Below are 24,039 nucleotides of genomic sequence, written 5' to 3'. Positions count from 1 at the left end.
CACCTTTAGGCTCTTTCCAACAGCATAAGACTGTGATCGCTTCCTGCGAGATGATTATAGAGAAGAATATTCTTAACTTCTGTTTTCTTTTCCAAATTGATCATCATGACTTCCGGAATCTGTTGCTCCTTGAGGATATGACACGCCATAAATGTTGAAAAGCCGCTTGCCGTATTGAATTCTCCGCTCAAATGTTTGTAATACAGCAAAGCTGAATTTTGAAATGTGTCCATTGCTTTTGTATAGTAAACATCAGATGTTGCATCGCCACTGAAACCTAAGATCACAGCATCGATATCTTCATGTTTCAAATCATTTTTGGATAAAAAATCTGTTATAAAAGACGGTGCTTCTTCCAGATCCAGTCTGTTGCTGATCTGAATATCTCTAAGCCTGGCGTAAGAGTTTTCAGCCTTATTCTTTCCCAAGACAAAAAAAGCAGCACCTTCACCCCAGATCACTCCATCCGTTTCAGAATGCAAATAATCAGCAGGAAGATCCTCTTTCTTTTTAATGGTATTGTTCAGACAGTAAAGCTCCATCGTTCTGTTAGTCTGCTCATCTGCAGCTCCTACAAGAATATTTTCAGCTTCTCCGTCATTGATCTGAAGCTTGGCATCCAGGAATGAAAATTCCAAAGATGAAGAGGTATTGACGTAGGTAAAATTGTACGCATGGCATTGAAGCCCCAAAGCAATCTGCCCTGCAACGGTATTGTGCGTCGACTGTATAAAAAATGTCGGAGTTAAAAACTCTTCATTGTTATCAATCACATTTTTCAGAAACTTTTCAGAATCCTGCGAACATCCCATCCCCGTTCCTACAATAATGGCATCCGGTTGTTCAATTCCAGCTTCCTGTAAAGCGTAATGTGAAGCTACAGAGCTCATTTTTACAGTTTTAGACATTCTCCTGATCATCGCAGGCGGAATGAATTCTTTATAGTTAGGATCTATAGCTTTTAAGATCTGAACAGATTGGTCAGCATTAAGATCTTGAAAGAAATTTTCTTTTAGAGTGTCCTGAACGGAGATGCAGGATGCACTGTTGATGTATACGGCACTCATGATTTTGAGAAAATTAAAGTAGAACAGTTACCTCCGAATCCAAATGAATTGGAAAGAACATGGTTGATGCTTTTCTCCTTCAATTCGGTAACCGGAGTTAAATCAAATTCTGCCATTTTCGTTTTGAAATTCAAGTTGGGGAAAATAAGTCCGTGCTGCATGGCCAGAATGGAAAATACAGCTTCAATTCCTGCCGCTGCTGCCAAAGTATGTCCTGTAAAAGCTTTGGTAGAACTAAATTCAGGAACCTGATTTTCACCAAAGATTCTGATCATGGCAATTCCTTCTGAAAGATCATTATTAGGAGTAGCTGTTCCGTGAACATTGATATAATCGATGTCTCCTTTTGCCAGTCCGGATACTTTAAATGCCTGTTCCATGGCCAGAAAAGCACCTTGCCCGTTTTCTGACGACGCAGTCTGATGATGGGCATCATTGGCATTACCGTAACCTGAAAGATAAGCGAGGACTTTTTTATTGTCTTTTTTCACAACTTCATCAGACTCAAGAACGATAAAAGCAGCAGCTTCACCAAGGTTCAATCCTTTTCTGTCATTATCAAATGGTGTATTGTAAGAATCCGTGAGAATCATCAGGGTATTGAATCCGTTCAAAGTAAATTTCGAAAGGGAATCTGTTCCACCTACGATCACGCGGTCTAAAACTCCGTTTTTAATCAGTTTGGCTCCCATCATAATAGCATTGGCAGCCGAAGAGCATGCCGTACTAATCGTAGAAACCATGCCTTTTAAGCCCAGATAATCAGCAATTGCCAATGAGGAATTACCTGCATCATGAGCATCGATGTATTTTTGCTTTTCAGGAAAGTCTTCGTAAGAGTAGAAATACCTTTCAGTGATATCCATTCCGGCTACACTGGTGGAAGAGATGAGTCCGGTTCTGTATTCATTAATGTCTGAAATTCCGGCAGATTCTACAGCTTCTCTTGCGGCAATCATACCCAATAAAGATGTTCTCGTTACATTATTATCTTCAGGCAGCTGAAGCTGTTGTACAAGCTCTTCATTAGACCATTTTATTTCACCTGTTTTTATAGATCCGGCGTGACGGGTTTCAAACATCTCAATGTCTGAAATTCCGTGTTTTCCGGATTTCAACGAAATAAAATTTTCCTCCACATTGTTTCCGATGGAGGAAATGATGCCCATTCCTGTTATGGCAATTTTTCGACTCATTTTATTTTATAATATAACAATGTATCAATTTACCAGTTTACCAATATTGTTATACTGGTAAATTGATACATTGCTAGATTAAATATATTATTTTGTTCTGTTCTCTTCAATGAATGCAGCCATTGTATCGATAGACTGGAAGATTTCCTTTCCTTTTTTAGGATCAGCTAATTTTATCCCGTAATCTTTATCAAGCAGAACAATAAGTTCCAGAGCATCAATAGAATCAAGGCCCAAACCACCACCGAATAAAGGATCTGTATCTTTGATCTCTTCTACAGAAACATCTTCAAGGTTAAGGACTTCAATAATTTTGTGCTTCAATTCTGTTTTTAAGTTTTCCATAATTATTTTAATTAATGTAGCAATTTATCAATTTACCAGTGTAACAATGATCAGATTGTAAGGATTGTTACATTGCTAGACTGTTATATTGTTACATTTATGTTATTACATTTTTTATAAGGTTAGCAAATATACAAAAGCTTTATAATTATCCTGATAAAGTTCTGTCCAGCCACAGAGAACTTTTTCCGCTTTTCCGGACAGCAGGATCTGTTCTGCATAATCATTTAAAAATGTCTCGTCAAATTCATCCAAAATGAAAAAGGCATTCTCTGTCTGCATTTTATGTTTAATGCTGATCTCGCCTACGCAGATGTTAGGTAAGGTGTAGACAAATACGGCAGGACTCGGGAAATAATTTTCCTGTGAGTTGATGCTTTCCTGGTATTTAAAATCCGTATCCAGACTGGATGACCGGTTGGCAAGAACTACCGCTGTTGTGTTATGGTCTTCATTTTTTAAAACCATTTCTGCAGCAAGAAAAGCAAGCTTACTCAGATTATCCATCTTGTGGAACTTGGGATAATTGAGCTCTAAACTTTTATAGGCATCTTTGGCAAAGTCATGAAATGTTTCGCTCCGGCTTTCAAAAACAGCATTCCCGTTGACGGTTATTTTTGAATGTTCTATGATACAGCTTTCAGTTTTCTTCATCCCTTTCATTTTAACATTTTTCTAGAACTATTGCCGCATTACATCCTCCGAATCCTGAAGCTGTTTTTAAAATATACTGAATAGTTGCAGACTGGTTTTCTTTAATGATATTCAAAGGTTGGGAAACTCCCATTTCTTTAAAGTTTTTAGAAGGAATCAGCAGTCCATGCCGGGCACTTTCCATGGATATAATACTTTCCAACAGCCCGGATGCACCCAGACAGTGTCCGTAATAACCTTTCATACTGTTCAAGGGAACAGTTTGAAGTTCCATTCTGTTGAAAGCTATGGCTTCCATTTCGTCATTATAAATGGTAGCGGTTCCGTGGGCAGAAATAAAATCAATCTGTTCCGGGGTAACATTGGCTTCTGTCATTGCATTCTTGATGCTTGCATACAGCCCGTCCCCTGTTCTGGAAGGTCCGGAAATATGGTTGGCATCATTAACTGAAGAATCTCCCAGTATTTTAAACCTAAACTTTTCGTTTTCGTTCGGAACAGAGGTTATATATGCAGCAGCGGTAGCTTCTCCGATATTGATTCCGTTTCTGTTTTTATCATAAGGCTTGCAGGGCTCTGGTCCAATGGCCTGGAAAGAATTGAATCCCGAAATGACAAACTCCGAAACCTCATCGCCGGCAATCACAAAAGCATTTTTATATTTCCCTGCCTGGATCATATTTTTGGCAACGGCAATAGCCATTACTCCTGAAACGCAGGCATTGGAAACGACGATAGGTTTTGTCTTAAATCCGAAATAATCAGCAATTTTTTGTGCTAATTTTGAAAGATAAGCGCCTTCCGGTACTTCCGATTGGTTTTTTAATAAACTGATATTTCCTTTGGTTGTTGATAAAATAAAAGCGGTTTCTTCTGTAATTTCATGTTTTTCAACCAGAGGTTTTAAGCTTAGAAGAAACATTTTTTCCAGCCTTGTAAAATCAGGGCTGTCGAAATTGCTTTTAAATTCTTCCTCCAGCTTTTCAGTATTTATAATTGAGGTGTAAAAAGCCTCCTGGTTTTCTATGACTTTATGTAATGCTACGCCTGATTTTCCTTCCACAAGATGGTTCCAGTTGGAAGAAACATCAAAGCCTATAGGAGTGATACAGTTGTAGTCTGTAATATAAATTTCTTTCTTCATTATAATCCCATTTTATCTTTCCATGCCTGAAAAAACTCAGGATTATACAAACATAAACTTCCGTTGCTGTCTAAGAATACCTGGATGGTTTCTCCACTGCACACCAATTGATCATTCTGGTTGAAAATTTCGTAGGTATAGATCAGTTTTGCAGATACTGAATTGACAAAAGTGGTCACGATCCTGAATGTTTCCCCATATTTTAGAGGAAGAAAGTGCTCACATGTACTTTTTACGATAGGTGTTACATAGCCTTCTCTCTGAATATCAAGATAGGTCAGGCCATGTTCTCTTCCGAAAGCTTCTCTTCCGTCTTCAAAATATACGATGTAATGCCCATGCCAGACAATGCCCAGCGGATCTGTCTCATTGAATCTTACCCTTACTTCTTCCGTACAGGTTAATATGTTTTCTTTAGACTGCATTTTGTTTTCTTTCGTAAAAAATAGAAATAGCTACCATGGCAATGTAGAAGGCAAACAGTAATGCGAGTTCTTTGGCAATTCCTGCGATACCGCTGTTTCTTAAAATAATATCGTAGTAGGCGTTCAATCCCCAGTTCATCGGGGAAAATTTCGCCACGGTCTGCATAAATTCAGGCATTAAAAATACGGGAACCCATATTCCTCCGATCGCGGCCAGAACTACGACTGAAGTAGCCCCAAAAGGAGCCGACTGTTCCTGAGTATCTGCAATGGTTCCCAATAAAACACCAAAACCGATGGCTGCCAATCCCGAAAATAAAGTTACAATAAGAAGATGGAACATCTTTCCAGAGACATCAAATGCCGGAAGATCCATGTATGGGAAAAGATAAATTCCTACGGCTACCATCAGTAAAAACTGGATGATACAGATGATAAGGTAGGTGAATGTTTTTCCTAAAATATGAACAAAATAAGGGGTTGGGCTAATCCTTGCTCTTACGCTGGTGCCCTGACTTTTTTCCTTGACTAAATTGATAGAAAGTGGTACTACAATAAAAAAGATGGCAAAAAGAGTCCATGCCGGAACATTGTGCTGAACAGAATTCGGCATTATGTCCATGGCTCCTTTTTTCGGGGTGATCTCTTTGAAGCTGATGAGGTTTTTGTTTTCTTCAAGGTTCTCTTCAGTTCCCAGCTGATCCTGAAATGCTTTATAGATCTTTTTATTTTCGATCTCAAAGACCATTTTATTCACAGAATTCATGACTGAATTTTTGAATCCGGCGTTGGTGGCCGGGTCAAAGTACAGATGAATTTCTTTTGCTTTCACAGCTGTTTTTTTCACAGCTACAGAATCTCCTTCCAGGCCAAAAGAGCTTACGATCGTCTGCACCTTGGAATCTATGTTTGAATTTAAATCTTTCGTTAAATTTTCAGGAATGACGATAGCCATCTGGTAATCTCCGGAAAAGACGGCGTCCTGTGCTGACTTTTCGGTGTAATTTGTCAGCAGCTGGAATGTTTTACTGGTTTCCAGTTCCTGTTTTATACTTTTTGAGACTTCAGATTTGTCATTGTCAATGAAAATGATCGGGATTTTTGAACCTTCCAGATTTTTGAAAGTAGAATCCTGAATTAAAGTAATCGTTACAATTAACAGCAACGGCATGACGAAAATAATGACAATTCCACCGATATCTCTCTTCAGAAGAAGGATTTCCTTCACGAAGCTTCTCCAAAGTTTATACAACAACATCTCTTAGTTCTTTTCCTGTTAATGATATGAAAACGTCTTCCAGGTTTTCAGCGTTTGCGATTTGTGACACCAATTCTTCCGGTGTTCCTATGGCATGGATTCTTCCTCTGTCGATAATAGCGATCTTGGTACAGAATTCTTCCGCTTCGGAAAGATGGTGGGAGGTGTATATAATGCACGTTCCATTTTTATTCAGTTCCTGCAGGAAATCGATGATCACCTTTTTCGACTGAACATCAACACCTACAGTCGGCTCATCCAGAAACAAAACTTTTGGATTGTGAAGTGTTCCCGCGATAAGGTTGCAGCGGCGTTTCATTCCTCCGGAAAACTGTTCTACCTGTTTATCTGCGAATTTTGAAAGTCCCATAATCTCTAGGGATTCATCGATCACTTTCTTAAGCTCTTTGTGCTTTAAGCCATACAGGCTTCCATAAAACATTAAGTTTTCTTTAGCAGTAAGAGTCGGATAGAGGGCATATTCCTGAGGCACAATACCAATGATCTGTTTGATCTTAAAGCTGTCCTTCTGAGGAGATAATCCATTGATCGTAAATTGTCCTGAAGTAGGTTTGATCAATCCGGAAAGCATAGAGATCAAGGTGGTTTTTCCTGCTCCATTTGGCCCAAGAATTCCATAGATCTCGTTTTTTTCTATATTCAGCGAGATGTCGTTGACAGAAAACTCTTCGGAGTTTTTATATTTTTTATAGAGATTTTTAATCTCAATCATATTCTCTGCCATATCAGATCGCTTTTCTCAGTTTTTTATAAAAAGCCTCTTCCAGATCAGCAATATGAAGCATGGATTTTGAAAGGTTGTTGTAAATATCGCTTTTCGAGTTCCTGTTTTTGTAAACACGGGCAATATCCACGGCAAAATCTCTCCATAAATCTCCGATGGCGGTAATTTCTTTTGAAAGTTCTTTTAATTCATCATTTTTAAGAATTACTGATGCTTCCTGAAGAAATGCGCCATAAATAAACCGGAATCCGCCTCCGCCGGTGCCAATCTCTTCCTGCATTCTGATCAGTTGGCCCAGATAGTGGTTGGTGACCTTAGTTCCTTTCTTTTCAGCCCATTTCGGGATGCTTCTGGCTACCCATCTCATGGCTTTTACGCCAATAAGAGGAACCGGAGCCAGCATATTTTTGCAGGTATCTTTTATTCCTTTTTTTATAGCTTCTTCAATATTCACATTTTCTGGAATGTAGGTCGGGTAGTACATATGTCCTTTTGGAGGCAGTGCGCCTTTGGCATATCTTACCTTTTCCAGCTCAGCTTCTGATAGGGTAGTGGTATAATCCATTACCGGATCGCTGATCAGGAATTTTCCGTCCTCTTTTCCATATACCACAAGATTGTGGGCATTGAAGTGGAATTTATATTCTTCAGGGAAATAGGTAAGGTTAAAAACGCCTACCTGAAGTCCTGTAGGGATATTCTGATTTAAGTTTCTTTCTAAAGCGGACTGTGCTTCTTTAGGATTGGAAAATTTTTCTCTTTTGATTTTAATGCCCAATCTTTTTGCTGCTTTGCTGAAAATAGCACCCGGCATCGGTCTGTAGCTGAAGCCCGGAGCGAAATTCACTTTCAAAAACGGCAGATAGACAAAAAACAGTCCGGAACCAATCCCAAAGATCATAGGTTCGCTGAGTTTTAAGCCTTTATTAAGTAACAGATTGGAGGCGACACCGTTTTCGCAATGCGCGGTCTGATGGTGTTCGAAGTTAAGTTTCATTTGCTGCTTTTATCTTTTTCATTGGCGAAATGAAATTCTGCATATATTTATGCTTCATTTCTTTATTATTTTCCGTCAAAGTTTTTTAATTCATCCACTGAAATTCCAAATGCATCTGCATATTTTTTCAGTACGGATTGGTTTAGTGTTTTAAATACTTTTGGTTTTGCATGTCTTTTCACTCTCCACTGCCACATTCCGACATAGGAAGCGAGAACACCCAGATCCATCTTATTCAGTTCCATGAAATAAATAATAGGACTTACTAAATTATTGGCCACATTGTGTCTGGCCTCTTCAATTCTTTCATGAATAAGCTCCATGGATTCTTCGAGGGCTGCTTTTTTAGCTTCCCATCCAATGCTGTTGGCCGTTGTATAATTATCATTTTCGTCCGTCACATACAAGACTTCGGTCATGTTTGCTGACTTCAGATTGCTCTCATCCTGGGGCAGGTCTTGTTTTTTCATGTAAACCGTATTATTCTTTTTAATCAGTTGGCTAAAATAGTGAAAATACATTATATGTAAATCATATTAAATTATAATGCCGAAACAGGCTTTATTTAAAGATAAATTCAAATTTTAACATAAAAAGTCATAATCTGCCGTTTGCTGTAACAAGTGCATGATGAAAGTAGACTTATAGGATTCTATGAAATTTGATTTAAATAAATAAGACTTATGAAGAAATTTTTTATTTCTGTTTCACTTTTCTGCATGCTGCATGCAATGGCGCAGAAATTTGATACTCAAAAGGTGACGGACAGCCAGGGATATACTTACGAAACCGTTAAGAATGACCAGTCCGGTGTGAGAGTGTATACTTTGAAAAACGGACTGAAGGTTTATCTGGCGAAGAATGATGATGCCCCGAGAATTCAGACTTATATTCCGGTAAGAACGGGATCTAATAACGACCCTAGCGACAATACAGGTCTGGCGCATTACCTTGAGCATATGGTTTTTAAAGGAACTTCTCACCTGGGAACTCAGGACTGGGCAAAGGAGAAAGTATTGCTTCAACAGATCTCTGACCTTTACGAGCAGCATAAAGCTGAAAAGGATCCTGAAAAGAAAAAACTGCTCTATAAGAAAATAGATGAGGTTTCTCAGGAAGCTTCCAAGTATGCAATTGCCAATGAATATGATAAAGCGATCTCTTCATTAGGAGCAACGGGAACGAATGCCCATACATGGTTAGATGAAACGGTTTATAAAAATAATATTCCATCCAACGAGCTTGAAAAATGGCTGAAAGTGGAAAAAGAACGTTTTTCAGAACTGGTATTGCGCCTTTTCCATACCGAACTGGAAGCTGTGTATGAAGAATATAACAGAGCCCAGGATAACGACGGCCGTCTTGTGAACTATGCCATGATGGAGGCTCTTTTTCCAAAGCATCCGAACGGACAACAGACTACGATTGGTACTTCAGAACACCTGAAAAGCCCGTCAATGGTTGCTATTCATAAGTATTTTGATACATATTACGTGCCTAATAATATGGCTGTTGTTTTGGTAGGAGACCTGGATTTTGATAAAACCATTAAACTGGTAGATCAGTATTTTGGAGCTTTCAAGTACAAAGAGCTGCCGATGAAAAAAATGGTATCTGAACAGCCGATGGAAAGCATTGTGGCGAGAACGGTAAAAAGCCCGAGTACACCGAGAATGACGCTGGCATGGAGATCAGATTCCAATGGAACTCAGAATGCAAGATTAGCAGATGTGGTTGCAGAAATTTTAAGTAACAGAGGTGATGCCGGTCTTATCGACCTTAATATGAACCAAACGCAAAAGGTATTAGGTGCGGGAGCTTACGAATCGGCCTTTAAAACTTATGGTGCTTTTACGATGTCGGTAACTCCGAAAGACGGACAGAGCTTTGATGATGCTAAAAAACTATTGTTAGATCAGTTGGATTTAGTGAAAAAAGGGCTGTTTCCGGATTGGATGCTGAAAGCAATCGTCAATGACAAGAAAGTACAGCGTATGAAGTCGTGGGAAACTGCTGACGGACTGGCAACGACCCTATATGGTACTTATATCAATGAGAAAACATGGCAGGAGGAATTAGACGATATTAATCAGTATGAAAAAATATCAAAGGCAGATGTTGTTAAGTTTGCAAACGAGTTTTTCAAAGATAACTATGTAGTTGTTTACAAAGAAAAAGGAGTGAATGATAAGCTGGTTCGCGTACAGAATCCGGGTATTACCCCGATCAAGCTGAACAGAGAAGCGCAGTCACCTTTCCTTAAAGAGATCTTAAGCAGTAAAGTATCTGAGATCAAGCCGGAATTTATCGATTATAAAACTGCGATCCAGACTTCTCAGATTAAAGATAAGAAAGTAAGCTTTGTAAAGAATAAATATAATGATGTAGCACAGATCAGCTATATATTCCCTTTCGGAACGGATAATGATAAGGAGCTTCCAATCGCGGTAACCCTTTTCGAATATCTTGGAACGGATAAATATACTCCTGAGCAGCTGAAAGGCGAATTCTACAAACTGGGAATCTCTTACAGCTTCAGAACGTCCAACGATCAGGTGATCATTACACTGAGTGGTCTTGAGGCCAATATGAAGAAAGGTACTGAACTGATGAACCACTGGCTTACGAATGTAAAAGCAGACAAAGAGACCTACGCAAAGACCGTAAAAACCATATTGGAGGCAAGAGAAGCCGGTAAAAAAGATAAAACAAGAATCATGGCTGCTCTTACGAACTATGCTAAATACGGTAAGAATTCCAGAATGACGGATATTGTTTCCAAAGAACGTCTTGAGAGCATTGATGCAACGGAACTGACTAAGAAAATTAAGGTCCTGAACCAGTCTCCATATGAGATATTCCTTTACGGACAGGATCAGTCAGGTTTAGAAAAGGCGGTTAAACCATATATCGCAGAAACCACTGTTCAGCCGGCAAAAGCTAAGGAATATCCGGAGCCTGCTGCAGAAGGAAAAGTATATTTTACAAACTATGACATGGTTCAGATGGAAATGTCTAAAGTAGCCAAAGGAGGGAATGTGAACTTGAGTAATTTCGGAAAAGCGAATGTTTTCAACGAATATTTCGGAAGAGGACTGTCTTCTATCGTCTTCCAGGAAATCCGAGAAAGTAAGTCACTGGCTTATTCTGCGTATGTTTCTTATGCGAACGCAACAGAGAAAGGGCATGCGAACTATATCACGAATTATATCGGAACTCAGGCGAATAAGCTTCCTCTGGCTGTAAATGCAATGAATGATCTTATGGCATCCCTGCCACAGATTCCTGCACAGTTTGAGAATTCAAAAGGTTCTGCATTGAAGCAGATTGCATCCAACAGAATCAACAGAACGAATATATTCTTTAATCAGATGGCACTGAAAAAGCTTGGTGTTGATTATGATATCAGAAAAGATATTTATTCTGAAATTCAGGGGCTGACGCTGCCACAGCTTACAAGCTTCTACGATGCTGATATCAAGCCTGTAAAATACAATACAGCGATCATAGGCAAGAAAGAAAACCTGAATATGGAATCCATCAATAAAATGGGAACATTCCAGGAGGTATCTCTTGAAGAGATCTTCGGGTACTAACCATTTTTGATACTAATTTTAAAGCAGGGCAGTGATGCTCTGCTTTTTTGTTTAAACTAATCTGAAAGGCAGCTTTATTTCCTCTTGGTGTAATTCAGCTTCACCAGCAAATATATTTCTGTTTTCTCAAGATCATTACACCATGTGCGTTCTGAAACGACAGCATTTTCGTAGAGATAAAGATCTTCCATATTATTAACATATTCCAGTCTTTCGGAAGTCCGGTATTTAAAAAATGAAATAAGATTCACTTCATCACCAACCTGTGGAGCAACCGGAAATTCAACGGAATTTTCAAAATCGAATTCAATGTCATACGAATAGAACCTTACTTTTACACTCATAATATTATTTTTATCAAATATATCGAAAATAAAGGGTTATTAAATATTTGGGAGGGAAGATGGGGGCTGGAAGTTACTGGCAGTTACTGGCAGGATTTCAAATGTCTGATAGTTTATTATACAAATTGATAGATAGGTTAAAAGAACAATAAAACAGGCTTAGAGTTATTCTGCGACTTCAATAACTTCTCTCTCCCAGCCTCCAGCTTCCCTCCTTCATAATCATCTGTGCAATCCGTGGTTAAAAAACATAAACAAGACAGCTTTTTCACGAATCGGGGCTAAAAAAGAAAAACCGCACGGTAATCGTACGGTTATATATTTTCACTGAAAATGTATTCTTAAGATTTCACTTCCTGAATAAACAGATTGATCTCCGCCCTGATCAATAATTCATCATTATTAAAAGTCTCACAGAAGATATTACAAATATTTTCATACTGGGAGATCAGTGAAGCTTTGGAAATAATCTTATCTCCCGTTTTTGGAAGCGCAAACAGCTCAATTTTTTTGATGTTGGTGATAAAGCCTATCACTTTCGTATCTGCCTCAGGGTTTTCAAAGAAACTTTGTCCGAGAATGGATGAGCAGGTCTGGGCAAGGTTTTCAATCAGGCCGGCTTCTGCCAACTCGTTGTTGTGGACAAAGATATTATCTTCTTTTATTTCAAAGGAAGTCACAACCTTTTCTTTGGTCAATTCCAGGATATAATCTGCCATCAGCATCGGTTCCCGGTGCGGCAGAAAGTTATGTATATTGATAAGGTGCTCTTCCTTGATTTCCATTACATTTATTTTACAGCAGTTTTCATTTGGGATTTTGCAATGATCGAGCCATTCAGTTTCGTGACAATATCCACCAGTGTTACCCCCATCACTTCATTAAGGATCGATACTTCCGAGATCAGCCGATCACCTGTTTTTGGCAGGGTTTCAGCTTCAAAAGATTTAATAGCTCCGATATATCCGGTAGGGGCGTCTTTTCCTAACAGGTAATATTTATAACCTGTGTGTAAAGCAACACTCTGTGCCTGATGCTCGATAAGACCGGAAGCCTGGAATGTCCCGTCTTGGATAAAAATATTATCTTCTTTTATTTCAAAGCCTGAAACAAGATGATCATCAGAGTATTCCGTAAGCTCATGAACCATGACAAACGGAAAACGCTGTGGGATAAGGCTTCCCACAAAATCCTGGTCAGATGTCGGCAGTTGGTGTTTCATTAGCAAACTGTTAATAGGGCACAAGAGTAGGCAAATCTTCCACTTTCAGGAACACATAACAATACTTTTTCTCCTTTTTTCAACGTTCCGGAATTCATTAATTCTTCCAGTGCGATGAAAATAGAACCTGCACCGATGTTTCCTACTTCAGAAAGGTTATAGAACCATTTCTCTGTAGGGAAATCCATACCTTTTTTAGCGAATTCGTCTTTTAAGCCATCTTTAAAATAGCCTGAAGAAATATGTGCCAGAACATGGTCTATTTTTTCAGGATCCAGGTTATGCTTATCAAAAGAAGATCTTAAGCTTTCTGCTCCTTTTACAAGAATATATTTGTCCAGGATTTTGGTGTCCTGCTTAATAGCAAAGATTGATTCTTTCAGCCATTCATCAGAAGGGTAATCTGCCCATGACTTAAGGCTTCCGTCTTCCTGCTTATCGCATCCGGCATACATACAAGCTTCAATTTCATGAGCGTAAGAATAAAAATCAATGAATTCTATTTTTAAATTAATTCCGTTTTCTCGGGGCTTATTTTCGAGAAGGAATGCACCGGCGCCGTCAGAAAGCATCCATCTCAGGAATTCTCTTTTGAAGGCAACAATTGGTCTTTCTTCCAGTAATTTTAAGTTTTCTGCTTCATGATTGAATTTATCTGCAGTCATCCATGCAGACATTCTTTCTGAGCCTGCACAAATAGCGTTATTCTGTACACCAGCCTTTACGGAAAGGAATCCGTAGTTCAGGGCGTTCATTCCTGAGTTGCAGAGACCTGTAGCGGTATTAATTTCAATAGATTTTCCAATATTCAGCTCACCATGAACCATAGAAGCATGTGAAGGCTGCATCTGATCCGGAGAAGTGGTTCCAACGGACAATAGCTTCATATCTTCTTTTTTGAAGTTTTCATCGAACAATCCTTCAACAGCTTTGGCTGTGATCTGTGCATTGGTATGGGTAGGATTTCCTTCTTTATCCAAAGCATAGTATCTTGTTGTGATCTTGTTATTTCTTAAAATCAATGATTTTGCTTTAGAGGGAGCGCCATTTATCAGACCAAGATAAGTCTCCATTTCATCATTTGATACCGGGTTATTAGGTAAGTATGTTGATGCTTTTGTTATAAATACGTCGTACATTCTATTTTAAATTAATTCCTTGTAAATATGTTTTTTGTTTTTGTCTTTTAGACCAAAATATAGGGGTTGTCAGTAAGTGTAAAACTAAGACGACAGGTGAAATAATCCATATCGCAGCCATCAAATATACCTTAAAGAATTTTATCAGCAATGGACGTTTCTCTTTTTTCTTAATAATGAGATTAGACCATACGGTGAAGATCTTGTTGCCTACTTTTTCTACTCTTACTAAAAAAGGACGGATCTCTACAGCGCCATTCTTTACCAGATCAGGCTGAAGGCCGGATAAGTTTCCGCTGCTGAAATGCTTTTCTATAATGTTTCCGTACTTTACAGAGCCCGAAATTTCTTCATCCGAAATCCCGGCGGCAGGAAGTATTCCTGATTTTTCTTTCTGCCCTGTAGTCAGCCAGCGTAAGATCGTCAGTACACTTGTGTAATTGTCATGCCTATCCACTAAAGCGATATTTCCTACCAGTTTTGCGCCAAGATTTTTTAAATATACCTTAAGCTTTTCCTGAGAAAGCATCCACATATTTCTGGTTCCTGAAATTGTAACTACATCTGTATCTTTCATGATCTTTTCTGCAAAACCACTCTTTAGGAATGAAATGATGGGAATAGATGGCGTAAGATACCAAACCTGATATCCGAATAAAATAAGGTCGTACTTTTTATTCAGGACCTCATCAGAAGGCGGGAAGATCTCTTTCGGAATCTGAAGGTAAGATTCAGGAAATGTATTGAAAAAAACATCGCCCGGCCAAGGAAAAGGAAAGTCTTCCTTCAGCTGTATATTATAATACGTAACGTCATATTCCTCCTTTTTAGCTTCAAAAGGTTGGGCCATGTTCTTCACAATATCCTCCAGCTGGCCGGTTTGCGAATAATAAATGATGAGTATGTTTTTTTTCATTAATATTCTTTAGCGGTTACAAAAATATGCTTTTCATATTTATTTACTGTTTTTTGAATATTTTTATTGCCTGTGAATTAAACTCCTGTGAATAATCTGGATTGTTTAGCTCTTTGGATGCTGTGTTCAGGAATATAATTCTCTCAGGAAGTTCATTCAGTGTACTGATATCAAAATTATGATCTGAAACCAGCAGTACATCAATATTTTTATTGATTTCCGAAAGATTATTAATATAATTCAGCTTTCTTCTTTTAACCAAATAAGTCTGTCTTGCCGTTTGTCTTCTTTCATCATTTTCAATGAAAGAGAAAATTCTTCTTTCTGCCTGATAAAGGGTAAGCAGAATATCCTTCTGTCCGAAATCATCTGCGATATGCAGGATGGATGCATCCTTCGGAATATGTTTGTTCAATTCAAAATAAACAGATTTATGGGCATTAAAATCATCTTTTACTTCTTTTACCACTTCACTGTCTTTATAGAGGTAGCTTAAGAATAATTTTTTCCTGAAATAATTTTCGTCTTCCAGCTCGTGTCGCAGTTTTGCAAATTCCTGTCTGAAGTACGCATTGATTTTTTTTGTTCTTTCAGAATAGTTTTTTCCGAAACTCAGATCATCTTTGCTGATTCTTTCCCCTACTTTTACGGTAATGCTTCCGTCATAGATAATGAAGTCTCCTTTTGGCAGCACTTCGGAGTTTCCGTGAATGTACAGAGGGAGAATATCAAGTCCGAACTGTTCTGCAAGATAAAATGCTCCTTTGTGGAACCTTTTCACATCGTTCGTATAAGATCGTTCTGCTTCGGGGAAAACAACGAGGGAATAGCCCTGTTCAATTTTTTCTTTCAGTTTTTCCATCCCGTTCTCTATTCCCTTAGAAACCGGATAAAAGCCAAGTGCTCTTACCAATCTTCCGAAAACAGGAGAGTCATATACCCAGTCATTGACCAGATAGATGATTTTATGCGTCGCCATTGCAATAGCAAGTGTATCCAGGAAAGAAGTGTGATTGGCGATAATCACTGCCGGTCTGCTGAAATCTTCCGCAGGGTTTCCAATAACTCTTTTCTTTACAAAGGGAGTAATATACAATACAGATGTTAAAAATTTAGCTAAAATTAATTTAATAATATCTAAAGTTTTTCCTTTTGATCTTTTGATAAATACACTTCCGATCAGTGAAAAAACGAATCCTCCCAAACCATAATAAAAGAATGATATGATGCATCGTAAGAACAGTCTGAAAGTAATAGGAGAAAGTCCTTTTTTTGCTCTGTTTGTGATTAATGATCTGAACCAGAACGGATACAGCGTGGAGGTAATGATAATCACAGAGAACATCCCGATAAGGGCAACCAATGCCAGTGAATGTAATGCCGGATGTTTTGCAAAGATCAAAGAACCGATTGATAGAATGGTCGTGAAAACGGCAAGAATAATAGACGTTCTGTAAGTTGGAAGCTCATTTTTACCGGTTGTATGCTCCTTTTGCATGGCCTGGGTCAGGAAAATGCTGAAATCATCCCCAACTCCAAAAACCAGTGTACAGACTACCGTACTGAAAATATTTAGTTCTAATCCTAAGAAATAAAGAATCCCCGCCGTTACAATTCCTGTTAATACAATAGGGAACATGGTGAGAACAGTAAGCTCAAAATTTCTGAAGAAAACAATAATGGTCAGGATAATGGCCAGAAGAGAATAGTTGATCAGCGTACTGAAATCTCTTTTCAACAGACCCAAAAAGTTCTCATTCATTTGCTGGCGGTCAATGGCGAGAGCATCGTGGTTCTTCTCAACGTCTTTTATGAAGGTATCTCTTTTCTTCTCATCTACTTTTACAACATTGGAGACCGTATAAAATCCGTTTTCATTGCTCAGGAATTCCGAGATCTGTAATGCTTTTACTTTCTCATAATCTTTGAGGCTTAATGTTGTATAGTTCTTATTTAAAATTTCATTGAAATTATCAAAAGCATTGCTGTTGAATCCAAATTGATTTCCGCTGTTTACCAGTTCAGAAACAGTATGTTCCTTTTTATTTCCATCCCAGAATTTATTCCATATTTCGATCCTTTGTTTCTGATCTTTTTCAGAAAGGACAATATTTCCCAGTGAATTATAGCTCAGGATTTTTCCTTGCTGTTTTTCCTTCTCAAGAAAGTTGCTCAGCCGCGAATTTCTTGCCAGTGCCTCTTCCTCCGAGTCCCCATAAGAAATAGTGTAAATGGATTTTGAAGTGATATCAGAAAGTTTCTGAAGTTTGGCCTCGCTTATTTTTAAGTCTTTCGGAATATAATTGAGGTCACCAATATCCTCATTGAAGCCTACATGCCGGAAACCGAACAGACAGGCAATAATAATGATAGAGCAGCCTATGATCAGAGGTTTGTTCTTTTCATATGGATAAGAACCTATCCTGTCGATAAAATTAATGCTGTGCTTACCCTTTTCCTGCTTGGGCTTATAAAGCTGAGGTACAATGATCAGTGCAGTAACGGAAGAGAAAATAACTGTAATCGCGGCAAAGAGACCAAGATCTTTCAGTGCTTCAGAACGTACAAATACCAGACATAAAAAAGAGACAGCAGTTGTGGCACTGCTCAGTATAATCGGTTGTGTAATCTCTTTGTACAGCTCTTCTATATTATTGTTGTGCTTGTAATGGGTAAGAATATGGAGTGCATAATCTATGGTGATTCCGATAAGGATGGCACCTACACTCAAGGAAATAGCTGAAATTCTGTCTTTTATAAAATAAAGGATTAGCAGGGCCAGCAATACCGAAAATACAGTTGGGAGAAATACGATAATCGGAGTAAAGAAATTCCTGAAATAATAGATGAGGAGGATCAGAAGTACCGCCATGGAGATCATGACCGTATTTTGAATATCTTTTTTTATCTGCTGGGCATTGGCTACGGCAATTACCGGAGAGCCGAAATAACTAAGCTCTGTTTTTCCTTTAAACTGTTTATTGATGCTGTCTTTTATCTGGTTGAGCTGATTGATGAAAGCTTCATTGCTTTTGGTGTTATTGCTTTCATTTTTAGGATCTATGAAAAGCAAAAGGTTTTTTCCGTCTTTTGTGACTATATAATTGTCTTCAAGCTTGAAATCTTTGCTGATGTTTAAAGCATTCAGTTTTTTGATTCCTAAGTAAGTAATTCCCAAAGGATCTTTTTTGATGAATTCCTTTGTTACAAGACTTGTCGGTGAGACCAGAGAAACATAATTATTCTCTACCTGCTTGGATATACTGTCTTTTTGAAGTTTCCTTTCAATTTCCCTGTAATCATTTTCATCAAGGAAAAGAGGCAGATTTTGGTTGACAAAATCAAATGTTTCCGAGATTTCACTGTCGTTCACCTTTCCCTGAACAGAACCTATATATTTTTTCAGAGGTTCCATCTTTTGCAGAAAATTATCGGCCGTTTCAGAAAGCTGAAAGCTGTCTTCATTGGATTTGTTCTCTATAATCACAATGATCTTATCTGAAAAATTGAGCTGTTTAAGGACTTTTGCGGTAAGATCGGACTTTTCATTTTTAGGAATTATCTGGTTGATATCCTCTTCAAAGTTAATTTTTGAAGCAAAAACACCACATATTACAGCTATTCCTAAAGCAAGAATTGCTGAAAGAAGCTTGTTTTTAGAAATCAGATAATATAAAAATATAAAGAAACGATGCATTACATTATGAAATCAAGTCTGCAAATTTAATTTTTTCAGTATTAGTTCAAAACATTTCAGCTATAAGTTTATCTGAAAATCAATAAAATATTCTAGGCAGAATAAAAAAATATTCTACTTTTGCAAAAGTTCCCTCTTAAAATATATTTTAAACCAATATTATTACTAAATAAGAATCTGTTTTAGATATGTTGAAAAAAAATGATGAAAAAATTAACGGATTTCTAATGGCAGGAGCATTCTCTTTTCTGCTGCCTGCATTCTCTTATTACAGAATTGCATCTTCCTTGTGTGTACTGCACCGGTTACAAAAAACACTAAATTAGCATGAGTTTATTACATCCATATTTCATCGTTGCGATTGTATACATGCTTTTCTTTAGTGTACAGGAAGTTTTTGGTAAAAGAGTAGAAAAAAAATGGTTGTGGTTCCTGGGGATCTATCTTATTTTACTGGCTGGCTTCAGGGATAATGTAGGCCCGGATTATGGAAGTTACAAGGCAATTTACATTTATTCTGATACAAAGAGCTATTACAGTATTTTTATGAAGATGCTCCACATGGAGGGTCCGGATCATCTGGAAGTGGAATGGCTATATACACTCATTAATAAGATATTGCTGAATGTCTTTAATGCACCCTTTTATGTGCTTACCCTGGTTATTGCTATCTGTGCGGTTTTTTTCAAGATAGAATATACGGAGGATAATACTTTTTACCCCTTTACATTTACCCTGTTCATGTTTATTCCTTACTTTTTTGTGGGGGAAAGCGGGCAGATCAGGCAAAATCTGGGGACATTTATTGTTTATTTTGCCGTACGCTACATTAAAGAACGGAAATTATGGCATTATCTCTTTTTTATATTCCTGGGATCGGGTATACATACCGTTTGCTACCTGTTTCTCCCAATGTACTGGCTGGCCCGTATTCCACTGAGTAAAACCGTCATGCTGGTCCTGATCATCATCTCCATATTTCTTTCGCCATTCGAGATATACCGGGCTTTTGGAAGCTTTTTAGACAGTATGGCCTCAGATAATATTTTGGTGAATGGATTAAATGGATATATGGATGAATATTCAGAAAGACTGAATGGAGGTTTTGGAATTCCCGAAGCCATGATGATGATTTTGACGTTCTTTCTTTTTGCATTTGATACCAAGATGAAAGAACTGTATCCCTATTATGAATACCATAGAAGCTATGCCGTTGTGGGAATATGCTTTTATTTTATTTTCAGGAACAATCCGGTATTCTCATCCAGACTTGTAGGTGCATTTATCGGGTTTTCTTACGTGCTGATCCCCAATACAATGTATGTAGTATCGAGTGGCATGAAAAAAATGATTTACGCTTTTATCATTGCACTTGTTATTTTTAACTTTGTTGTTTTCTCCTCCTTCTTAAATATTAAAGTAGGTAGATTTACCATTGAGCTTTATAAAAATCACATTCTCCCTTAGAATTATTTTATTGACTATATTTTATAAAGACAGCTCCAATGCTGTCTTTTTTTTTATTCCTTATTCCTCTTTTTTTAAACGGTGATTATCCTCATAAAAATTTATCAATTGAAAACTCTACTTTTGTATTTTACAAAGTGCCGTTTTCGTATTTATAATCTTTTAATGATGATTTATTATTAATACAATTAATATATTGTTTTTCTATTCATATTTTTAATTGTTTATTGTTGATAAAGGCTTAAAAGTTGTATTTCATGTAAATGACACACAAGTCTAAGGATATGAAAAATTTAGTTAAAAGTTTTGCGGCAATTTTTTGCTTAGTGTCGATTTGTACCTATTCTAGGAATAGTAGAGGATTGAAAGAAAATCTTCCGTATGGATATACAGAAAAATCAGTATCTGCAAAAGATACTTTAACAAAGCCTGCTGACAGAAGGGCAGTCGTTTCGGACTGGACAAAAGCTCCCAACAGTTATATTTTTGATCCCGGCCAAAACAGCGAAGGTTTGCTGATTCCGGTAAGAAAAGCTTATGCTATGTGGCAGGGGGACGGATACATTAAAGGGGACGGAATCCCTTCCGGCAACCAGACAGCTGAGGTATTGTGGGAAGATTCTCATGGTCTGATAAAATCAGGGGAGAGATACTCGCTGGAAATTTTAGGGTCCGATGAAAATGCCAAAATAAAAGTTCCCATCAACAAAGCAAAAAAAGGAAATGCTGTGGTTGCCCTAAGAGTAAACAGTGAAATCTATTGGAGCTGGCATATTTGGGTGACCGATGATCCTACTAACGGATCCACTTACAAAAGTTTTGATAGTATCACAAGAGTTAGGGGAGATGGAACGGTTGAGCGGATTCCTGATTCAGATTGGGGATGGATGGACCGTAATCTCGGAGCTTTAAGCAGCTCCATTACTTCTTCGGACTGGAGCAAAAGTATGGGATTGCTCTACCAATGGGGAAGAAAAGATCCGATTCCGCCTTTGGTAACAAGGGGAAACGACTTCTACGAAGTGTCAGGATCCATAGGGAGGATCAGGCATAGAGGCGCGAAAAACTTTACCGGTGCTTTAAATATTGATAACCTCACAAAATATGTTCCGCTTGCAAATGCAGAGATAACCAATAATATCAGGCTTTCTGTGAAAAATCCATTAAGTCTGATCTATGTGAACAAAGACGATAACAGCGGTCAGGCTTATTACAACAACAACCCCAATCTTCCGGTTAACTGGTTTGGAAATGCTGCCGGAATTCCGGATAGCAGGCTTTCAGAACTTAACCTTTGGTCTGATAATTCCCGGGGACTCATCAGTACGGGATATAACAATAATGCAAGTGCAAAACCTTACTGGGATAAATCTCCCTATGATCCATGTCCCAACGGATGGAGAATACCGTCAATGCTGGTAGCAAATTTAGCTTCACAGTCTTATATAGATGATATCAGACTGGATTTTTCCCCTTTCGGAGTCAGAAGCAATATGGCTAAAAATGTTTTCGAAGCAAACAAGTATCATATTATTAAACCTACAGATACAGGAGTACCATCATTCATGACAGGATTTAAGGTCTACCCTAACTTTGGTTTTGATCTTTCCAATGCCGGTGGGAATAATATGGGAGTTTTTCCGGGAACAGGACAGTTGATTAGGAGTGCCCACCAGGGGCAGTATACCGACCAGCATCACGTTGCCTTATGGACGGCAACAATGGCCAGGCATTTTGATACTTCCCCGGCGGTTATCACCAGAGGGCTTTTTATGATCCCTGATAAAGGACAGTCCGATATTCCGGATCCTAATTATCCCAATATTAAAGGAAGATATTTTTATATGCCTATGTCAGGAATGTATACTTCCGATGCCAATGGATGTCGATGCATCAAAGACCCTCTTTATATCGTAAATGATTATAATTTTCCTTCTGAATATCTCGCTCCGAAAACAGAATACAGAGAAGGAATCAATAATCCTAATACCTATCAGGCTGTTAAAAATTCAACGCCCTTTATTGTGGAAATCCCGGTAAGCAAAGCCTTTTCAGTGCAAAGTCAGCTTTTGAATAATCAGGAGATCTTAGATGCCCCCAACTTCAATAATTTAAAAGTAAATGTGCTTTGGACAACTAATACGGCTCTGATTAATAAAGTGTTGGTCGTTAATCCTTCCCCGGCCTCACTTGAAAGTCTCAGCAGCTCAAAAATTTCGGTGGAGATTAATCCGAACCAGAGTGGGAATGCTGTAGTGACGCTTCATAACGGAAGCATTTCTTCACCGGTGTATTGGAGCTGGCATATCTGGATAACCGATTCCTCTTTAGGGTCTTATAACTACAGGACAGAACTTCCGATGGCTGAAGCGGCCAACTATGTGAATTATGTAAATAAGGCAGATGTTGTGCTTCAGACAGAATTTATGGACAGGAACCTGGGAGCGATAGATGCATTTCCGATAGTTGCCAATGCGATGACACCAACAGCTGCAGAACTTACAAAAATAAGGGCTTCTACAGGACTACATTATCAATGGGGAAGAAAAGACCCGATTCCTACCTTTCAGTATGCAGACAACAGAGCATCATTTAATGTGTTTTTAGGAACAGCATCGAGTAACGGAACTATAGCTTATACTACACTAACTCCTGCTACCTATAATAATATGTCAGGAAACTATATTGTTCCTTATAATACTTATGCAGCCCCAATTGTGCAGAGTGCCGATAAACCAGCGGATAAAATTGCAAAAGTACTGTCTTACTCTGTGAAGAATCCTTTGGTATATATGATCCCAAGTGTTTTTGCTCCTTATAACAGTGCAATGCCTAATTATACCAATGGGACGGACTGGTTGGCCAATGAACCCAATCTTGCTGCTGACCGATGGGGCAGAGGAGGAAAAAAATCACCTTTTGATCCTTGTCCGGAGGGTTGGAGGATCCCGGATGTCACCAATGTGGCATTAATTTCGAATCAGGATTTCGGGCAGTCGCCCTGGTATAAAAAAGATAAAAATATAGCGACCTTTTATAGTGTCAGTACAGATTACGCAGGATATAGAGTCAGAAATCCTTCCACAACCTCTACTATAGGGTATATGTTTATAGGTCCATCTTATATACTTGGTAATTTCCCGGATTCGGGTTCGCGCGGATTCAGAAATGTTATAGCTAATCAGTCTCCACAGGGAACATTCAATACAGTCAACTTTCAGTATCCTGGTGTCTGGACAGCAGCTTTGGCTGCAAACTATCTGGGGCGATCTGTTAATGTCTTGTTTGATGCAGCTTCTGCGGCCAACCGGTTTATTGCATTTAATGATAATAATGATCCCTATTTAGGAATAAGCTGCCGATGTGTAAGAGTGAAGTACGACGCTCAGGGAAATGAAGCTGGTCCCATTCCGAGATTACAGGTTACGGCTATGGCTGCAGGAAAAGAAGCGGCTGTCTTGAGCACGACAGAGATGAAGGAAAAGATAAATGAGACAAAAATATCATTATTTCCAAATCCAGTAAAGGATATACTGTATATTAATGCTTCAGATAAAACAGGCTATTATTATCAGATTTATAATGTTGCTGGACAGTTTGTTAAATCCGGAAAGTTTGAAAACGGAAGAACAGACTTGTCAGCTCTAAGTTCAGGAGTATATTTAGTAAGAATTAACAATTCTGAAGAAATTGTGAAAATTATTAAACAGTAGAAACTTTAAAAAGCCATAAAAAGCAGAACAGAATTTCCTGTTCTGCTTTTTTATAACGGCATATGCTTGCATCTATCACTGTTGATGAAAAATTCTATATCATCTATTTTATTA

General features: G+C 38.2%; 19 protein-coding genes. 3 read left to right on the top strand and 16 right to left on the bottom strand.

The window, feature by feature from the left end; translation table 11 throughout:
* Nucleotides 1-5: 5 nt before the first annotated feature.
* From LC418_RS00195 to DarG, 10 genes are all read right to left on the bottom strand, one after another.
* The gene (locus LC418_RS00195; RefSeq protein WP_223557674.1) at nt 6-1,067 is read right to left on the bottom strand and encodes a beta-ketoacyl synthase N-terminal-like domain-containing protein; all 1,062 of its coding nucleotides are present in this window, start codon (nt 1,065-1,067) and stop codon (nt 6-8) included.
* Nucleotides 1,064-2,263 carry a beta-ketoacyl-[acyl-carrier-protein] synthase family protein gene (locus LC418_RS00190; RefSeq protein ID WP_223557673.1) on the bottom strand — a complete coding sequence of 400 codons (1,200 nt, stop codon included), beginning with the start codon at nt 2,261-2,263 and terminating at the stop codon, nt 1,064-1,066. Before LC418_RS00190 ends, LC418_RS00195 begins: the two co-directional genes overlap by 4 nt.
* Before the next feature lie 87 nt (nt 2,264-2,350).
* Nucleotides 2,351-2,608, bottom strand: a complete 258-nt coding sequence (locus LC418_RS00185; protein ID WP_111958661.1) for a phosphopantetheine-binding protein — start codon at nt 2,606-2,608, stop codon at nt 2,351-2,353.
* A 114-nt stretch (nt 2,609-2,722) separates the two neighbouring features.
* The gene (locus LC418_RS00180; protein WP_111958725.1) at nt 2,723-3,262 is read right to left on the bottom strand and encodes a 3-oxoacyl-ACP synthase; all 540 of its coding nucleotides are present in this window, start codon (nt 3,260-3,262) and stop codon (nt 2,723-2,725) included.
* Nucleotides 3,263-3,272: 10 nt separating this feature from the next.
* The gene (locus LC418_RS00175) at nt 3,273-4,406 is read right to left on the bottom strand and encodes a beta-ketoacyl synthase N-terminal-like domain-containing protein (RefSeq protein WP_223557672.1); all 1,134 of its coding nucleotides are present in this window, start codon (nt 4,404-4,406) and stop codon (nt 3,273-3,275) included.
* Entirely contained in the window at nt 4,406-4,831 is a 426-nt protein-coding gene (locus tag LC418_RS00170) for an acyl-CoA thioesterase (RefSeq protein WP_111958665.1), read from the bottom strand. Before LC418_RS00170 ends, LC418_RS00175 begins: the two co-directional genes overlap by 1 nt.
* Nucleotides 4,821-6,089 carry an ABC transporter permease gene (locus LC418_RS00165; protein WP_223557671.1) on the bottom strand — a complete coding sequence of 423 codons (1,269 nt, stop codon included), beginning with the start codon at nt 6,087-6,089 and terminating at the stop codon, nt 4,821-4,823. The genes LC418_RS00170 and LC418_RS00165 overlap by 11 nt, the downstream gene beginning before the upstream one ends.
* Entirely contained in the window at nt 6,076-6,834 is a 759-nt protein-coding gene (locus LC418_RS00160; RefSeq protein ID WP_111958669.1) for an ABC transporter ATP-binding protein, read from the bottom strand. The genes LC418_RS00165 and LC418_RS00160 overlap by 14 nt, the downstream gene beginning before the upstream one ends.
* A 1-nt stretch (nt 6,835) precedes the next feature.
* Nucleotides 6,836-7,831 (bottom strand): BtrH-related acyltransferase DarH, encoded by a 996-nt coding sequence (gene darH / locus LC418_RS00155; protein WP_223557670.1) that lies wholly within the window; start codon nt 7,829-7,831, stop codon nt 6,836-6,838.
* Between the two features lie 65 nt (nt 7,832-7,896).
* A complete protein-coding gene (DarG, locus tag LC418_RS00150; RefSeq protein ID WP_111958727.1) occupies nt 7,897-8,301 on the bottom strand; it encodes a flexirubin biosynthesis protein DarG in 405 nt (134 codons plus the stop codon).
* Between the two features lie 213 nt (nt 8,302-8,514).
* Here DarG and LC418_RS00145 point away from each other — a divergent pair, with 213 nt between their 5' ends.
* Nucleotides 8,515-11,427 (top strand): M16 family metallopeptidase, encoded by a 2,913-nt coding sequence (locus LC418_RS00145; protein WP_223557669.1) that lies wholly within the window; start codon nt 8,515-8,517, stop codon nt 11,425-11,427.
* A gap of 74 nt (nt 11,428-11,501) precedes the next feature.
* Here the strand turns inward: LC418_RS00145 and LC418_RS00140 are convergent, their stop codons facing one another.
* From LC418_RS00140 to LC418_RS00115, 6 genes are all read right to left on the bottom strand, one after another.
* Nucleotides 11,502-11,771: a hypothetical protein gene (locus LC418_RS00140; protein ID WP_223557668.1), complete on the bottom strand. Its 270-nt coding sequence runs from the start codon at nt 11,769-11,771 to the stop codon at nt 11,502-11,504.
* Nucleotides 11,772-12,112: 341 nt separating this feature from the next.
* Nucleotides 12,113-12,556 (bottom strand): hotdog family protein, encoded by a 444-nt coding sequence (locus tag LC418_RS00135; RefSeq protein WP_223557667.1) that lies wholly within the window; start codon nt 12,554-12,556, stop codon nt 12,113-12,115.
* Between the two features lie 5 nt (nt 12,557-12,561).
* Nucleotides 12,562-12,993 (bottom strand): hotdog family protein, encoded by a 432-nt coding sequence (locus LC418_RS00130; RefSeq protein WP_223557666.1) that lies wholly within the window; start codon nt 12,991-12,993, stop codon nt 12,562-12,564.
* Nucleotides 12,993-14,132: a dialkylresorcinol biosynthesis protein DarB gene (darB, locus tag LC418_RS00125; RefSeq protein ID WP_223557665.1), complete on the bottom strand. Its 1,140-nt coding sequence runs from the start codon at nt 14,130-14,132 to the stop codon at nt 12,993-12,995. Before darB ends, LC418_RS00130 begins: the two co-directional genes overlap by 1 nt.
* A gap of 1 nt (nt 14,133) precedes the next feature.
* Complete coding sequence (locus LC418_RS00120) at nt 14,134-15,048, bottom strand: EVE domain-containing protein (RefSeq protein WP_223557664.1); 915 nt, start codon at nt 15,046-15,048, stop codon at nt 14,134-14,136.
* A 43-nt stretch (nt 15,049-15,091) separates the two neighbouring features.
* Nucleotides 15,092-18,745, bottom strand: a complete 3,654-nt coding sequence (locus tag LC418_RS00115) for an MMPL family transporter (RefSeq protein WP_223557663.1) — start codon at nt 18,743-18,745, stop codon at nt 15,092-15,094.
* A 327-nt stretch (nt 18,746-19,072) separates the two neighbouring features.
* On the opposite strand from LC418_RS00115, the gene LC418_RS00110 reads away from it, so the two are divergent.
* A complete protein-coding gene (locus LC418_RS00110; protein ID WP_223557662.1) occupies nt 19,073-20,212 on the top strand; it encodes an EpsG family protein in 1,140 nt (379 codons plus the stop codon).
* A gap of 362 nt (nt 20,213-20,574) precedes the next feature.
* On the top strand, nt 20,575-23,925 hold the full coding sequence (locus LC418_RS00105) for a T9SS type A sorting domain-containing protein (protein ID WP_223557661.1): 3,351 nt from the start codon (nt 20,575-20,577) through the stop codon (nt 23,923-23,925).
* Nucleotides 23,926-24,039 lie beyond the last annotated feature (114 nt).

The sequence above is a fragment of the Chryseobacterium lathyri genome (assembly GCF_019970085.1).
In the GTDB taxonomy this organism is placed as follows: domain Bacteria; phylum Bacteroidota; class Bacteroidia; order Flavobacteriales; family Weeksellaceae; genus Chryseobacterium; species Chryseobacterium lathyri.
This window is presented reverse-complemented; position numbering and strand designations above follow the sequence as displayed.

Excerpts from the sequence above, each read along its gene's own strand:
- LC418_RS00195 (WP_223557674.1), bottom strand. The coding sequence starts at position 1,067 with ATGAGTGCCGTATACATCAACAGTGCATCCTGCATCTCCGTTCAGGAC.
- LC418_RS00190 (WP_223557673.1), bottom strand. The coding sequence starts at position 2,263 with ATGAGTCGAAAAATTGCCATAACAGGAATGGGCATCATTTCCTCCATC.
- LC418_RS00185 (WP_111958661.1), bottom strand. The coding sequence starts at position 2,608 with ATGGAAAACTTAAAAACAGAATTGAAGCACAAAATTATTGAAGTCCTT.
- LC418_RS00180 (WP_111958725.1), bottom strand. The coding sequence starts at position 3,262 with ATGAAGAAAACTGAAAGCTGTATCATAGAACATTCAAAAATAACCGTC.
- LC418_RS00175 (WP_223557672.1), bottom strand. The coding sequence starts at position 4,406 with ATGAAGAAAGAAATTTATATTACAGACTACAACTGTATCACTCCTATA.
- LC418_RS00170 (WP_111958665.1), bottom strand. The coding sequence starts at position 4,831 with ATGCAGTCTAAAGAAAACATATTAACCTGTACGGAAGAAGTAAGGGTA.
- LC418_RS00165 (WP_223557671.1), bottom strand. The coding sequence starts at position 6,089 with ATGTTGTTGTATAAACTTTGGAGAAGCTTCGTGAAGGAAATCCTTCTT.
- LC418_RS00160 (WP_111958669.1), bottom strand. The coding sequence starts at position 6,834 with ATGGCAGAGAATATGATTGAGATTAAAAATCTCTATAAAAAATATAAA.
- darH (WP_223557670.1), bottom strand. The coding sequence starts at position 7,831 with ATGAAACTTAACTTCGAACACCATCAGACCGCGCATTGCGAAAACGGT.
- DarG (WP_111958727.1), bottom strand. The coding sequence starts at position 8,301 with ATGAAAAAACAAGACCTGCCCCAGGATGAGAGCAATCTGAAGTCAGCA.
- LC418_RS00145 (WP_223557669.1), top strand. The coding sequence starts at position 8,515 with ATGAAGAAATTTTTTATTTCTGTTTCACTTTTCTGCATGCTGCATGCA.
- LC418_RS00140 (WP_223557668.1), bottom strand. The coding sequence starts at position 11,771 with ATGAGTGTAAAAGTAAGGTTCTATTCGTATGACATTGAATTCGATTTT.
- LC418_RS00135 (WP_223557667.1), bottom strand. The coding sequence starts at position 12,556 with ATGGAAATCAAGGAAGAGCACCTTATCAATATACATAACTTTCTGCCG.
- LC418_RS00130 (WP_223557666.1), bottom strand. The coding sequence starts at position 12,993 with ATGAAACACCAACTGCCGACATCTGACCAGGATTTTGTGGGAAGCCTT.
- darB (WP_223557665.1), bottom strand. The coding sequence starts at position 14,132 with ATGTACGACGTATTTATAACAAAAGCATCAACATACTTACCTAATAAC.
- LC418_RS00120 (WP_223557664.1), bottom strand. The coding sequence starts at position 15,048 with ATGAAAAAAAACATACTCATCATTTATTATTCGCAAACCGGCCAGCTG.
- LC418_RS00115 (WP_223557663.1), bottom strand. The coding sequence starts at position 18,745 with ATGCATCGTTTCTTTATATTTTTATATTATCTGATTTCTAAAAACAAG.
- LC418_RS00110 (WP_223557662.1), top strand. The coding sequence starts at position 19,073 with ATGAGTTTATTACATCCATATTTCATCGTTGCGATTGTATACATGCTT.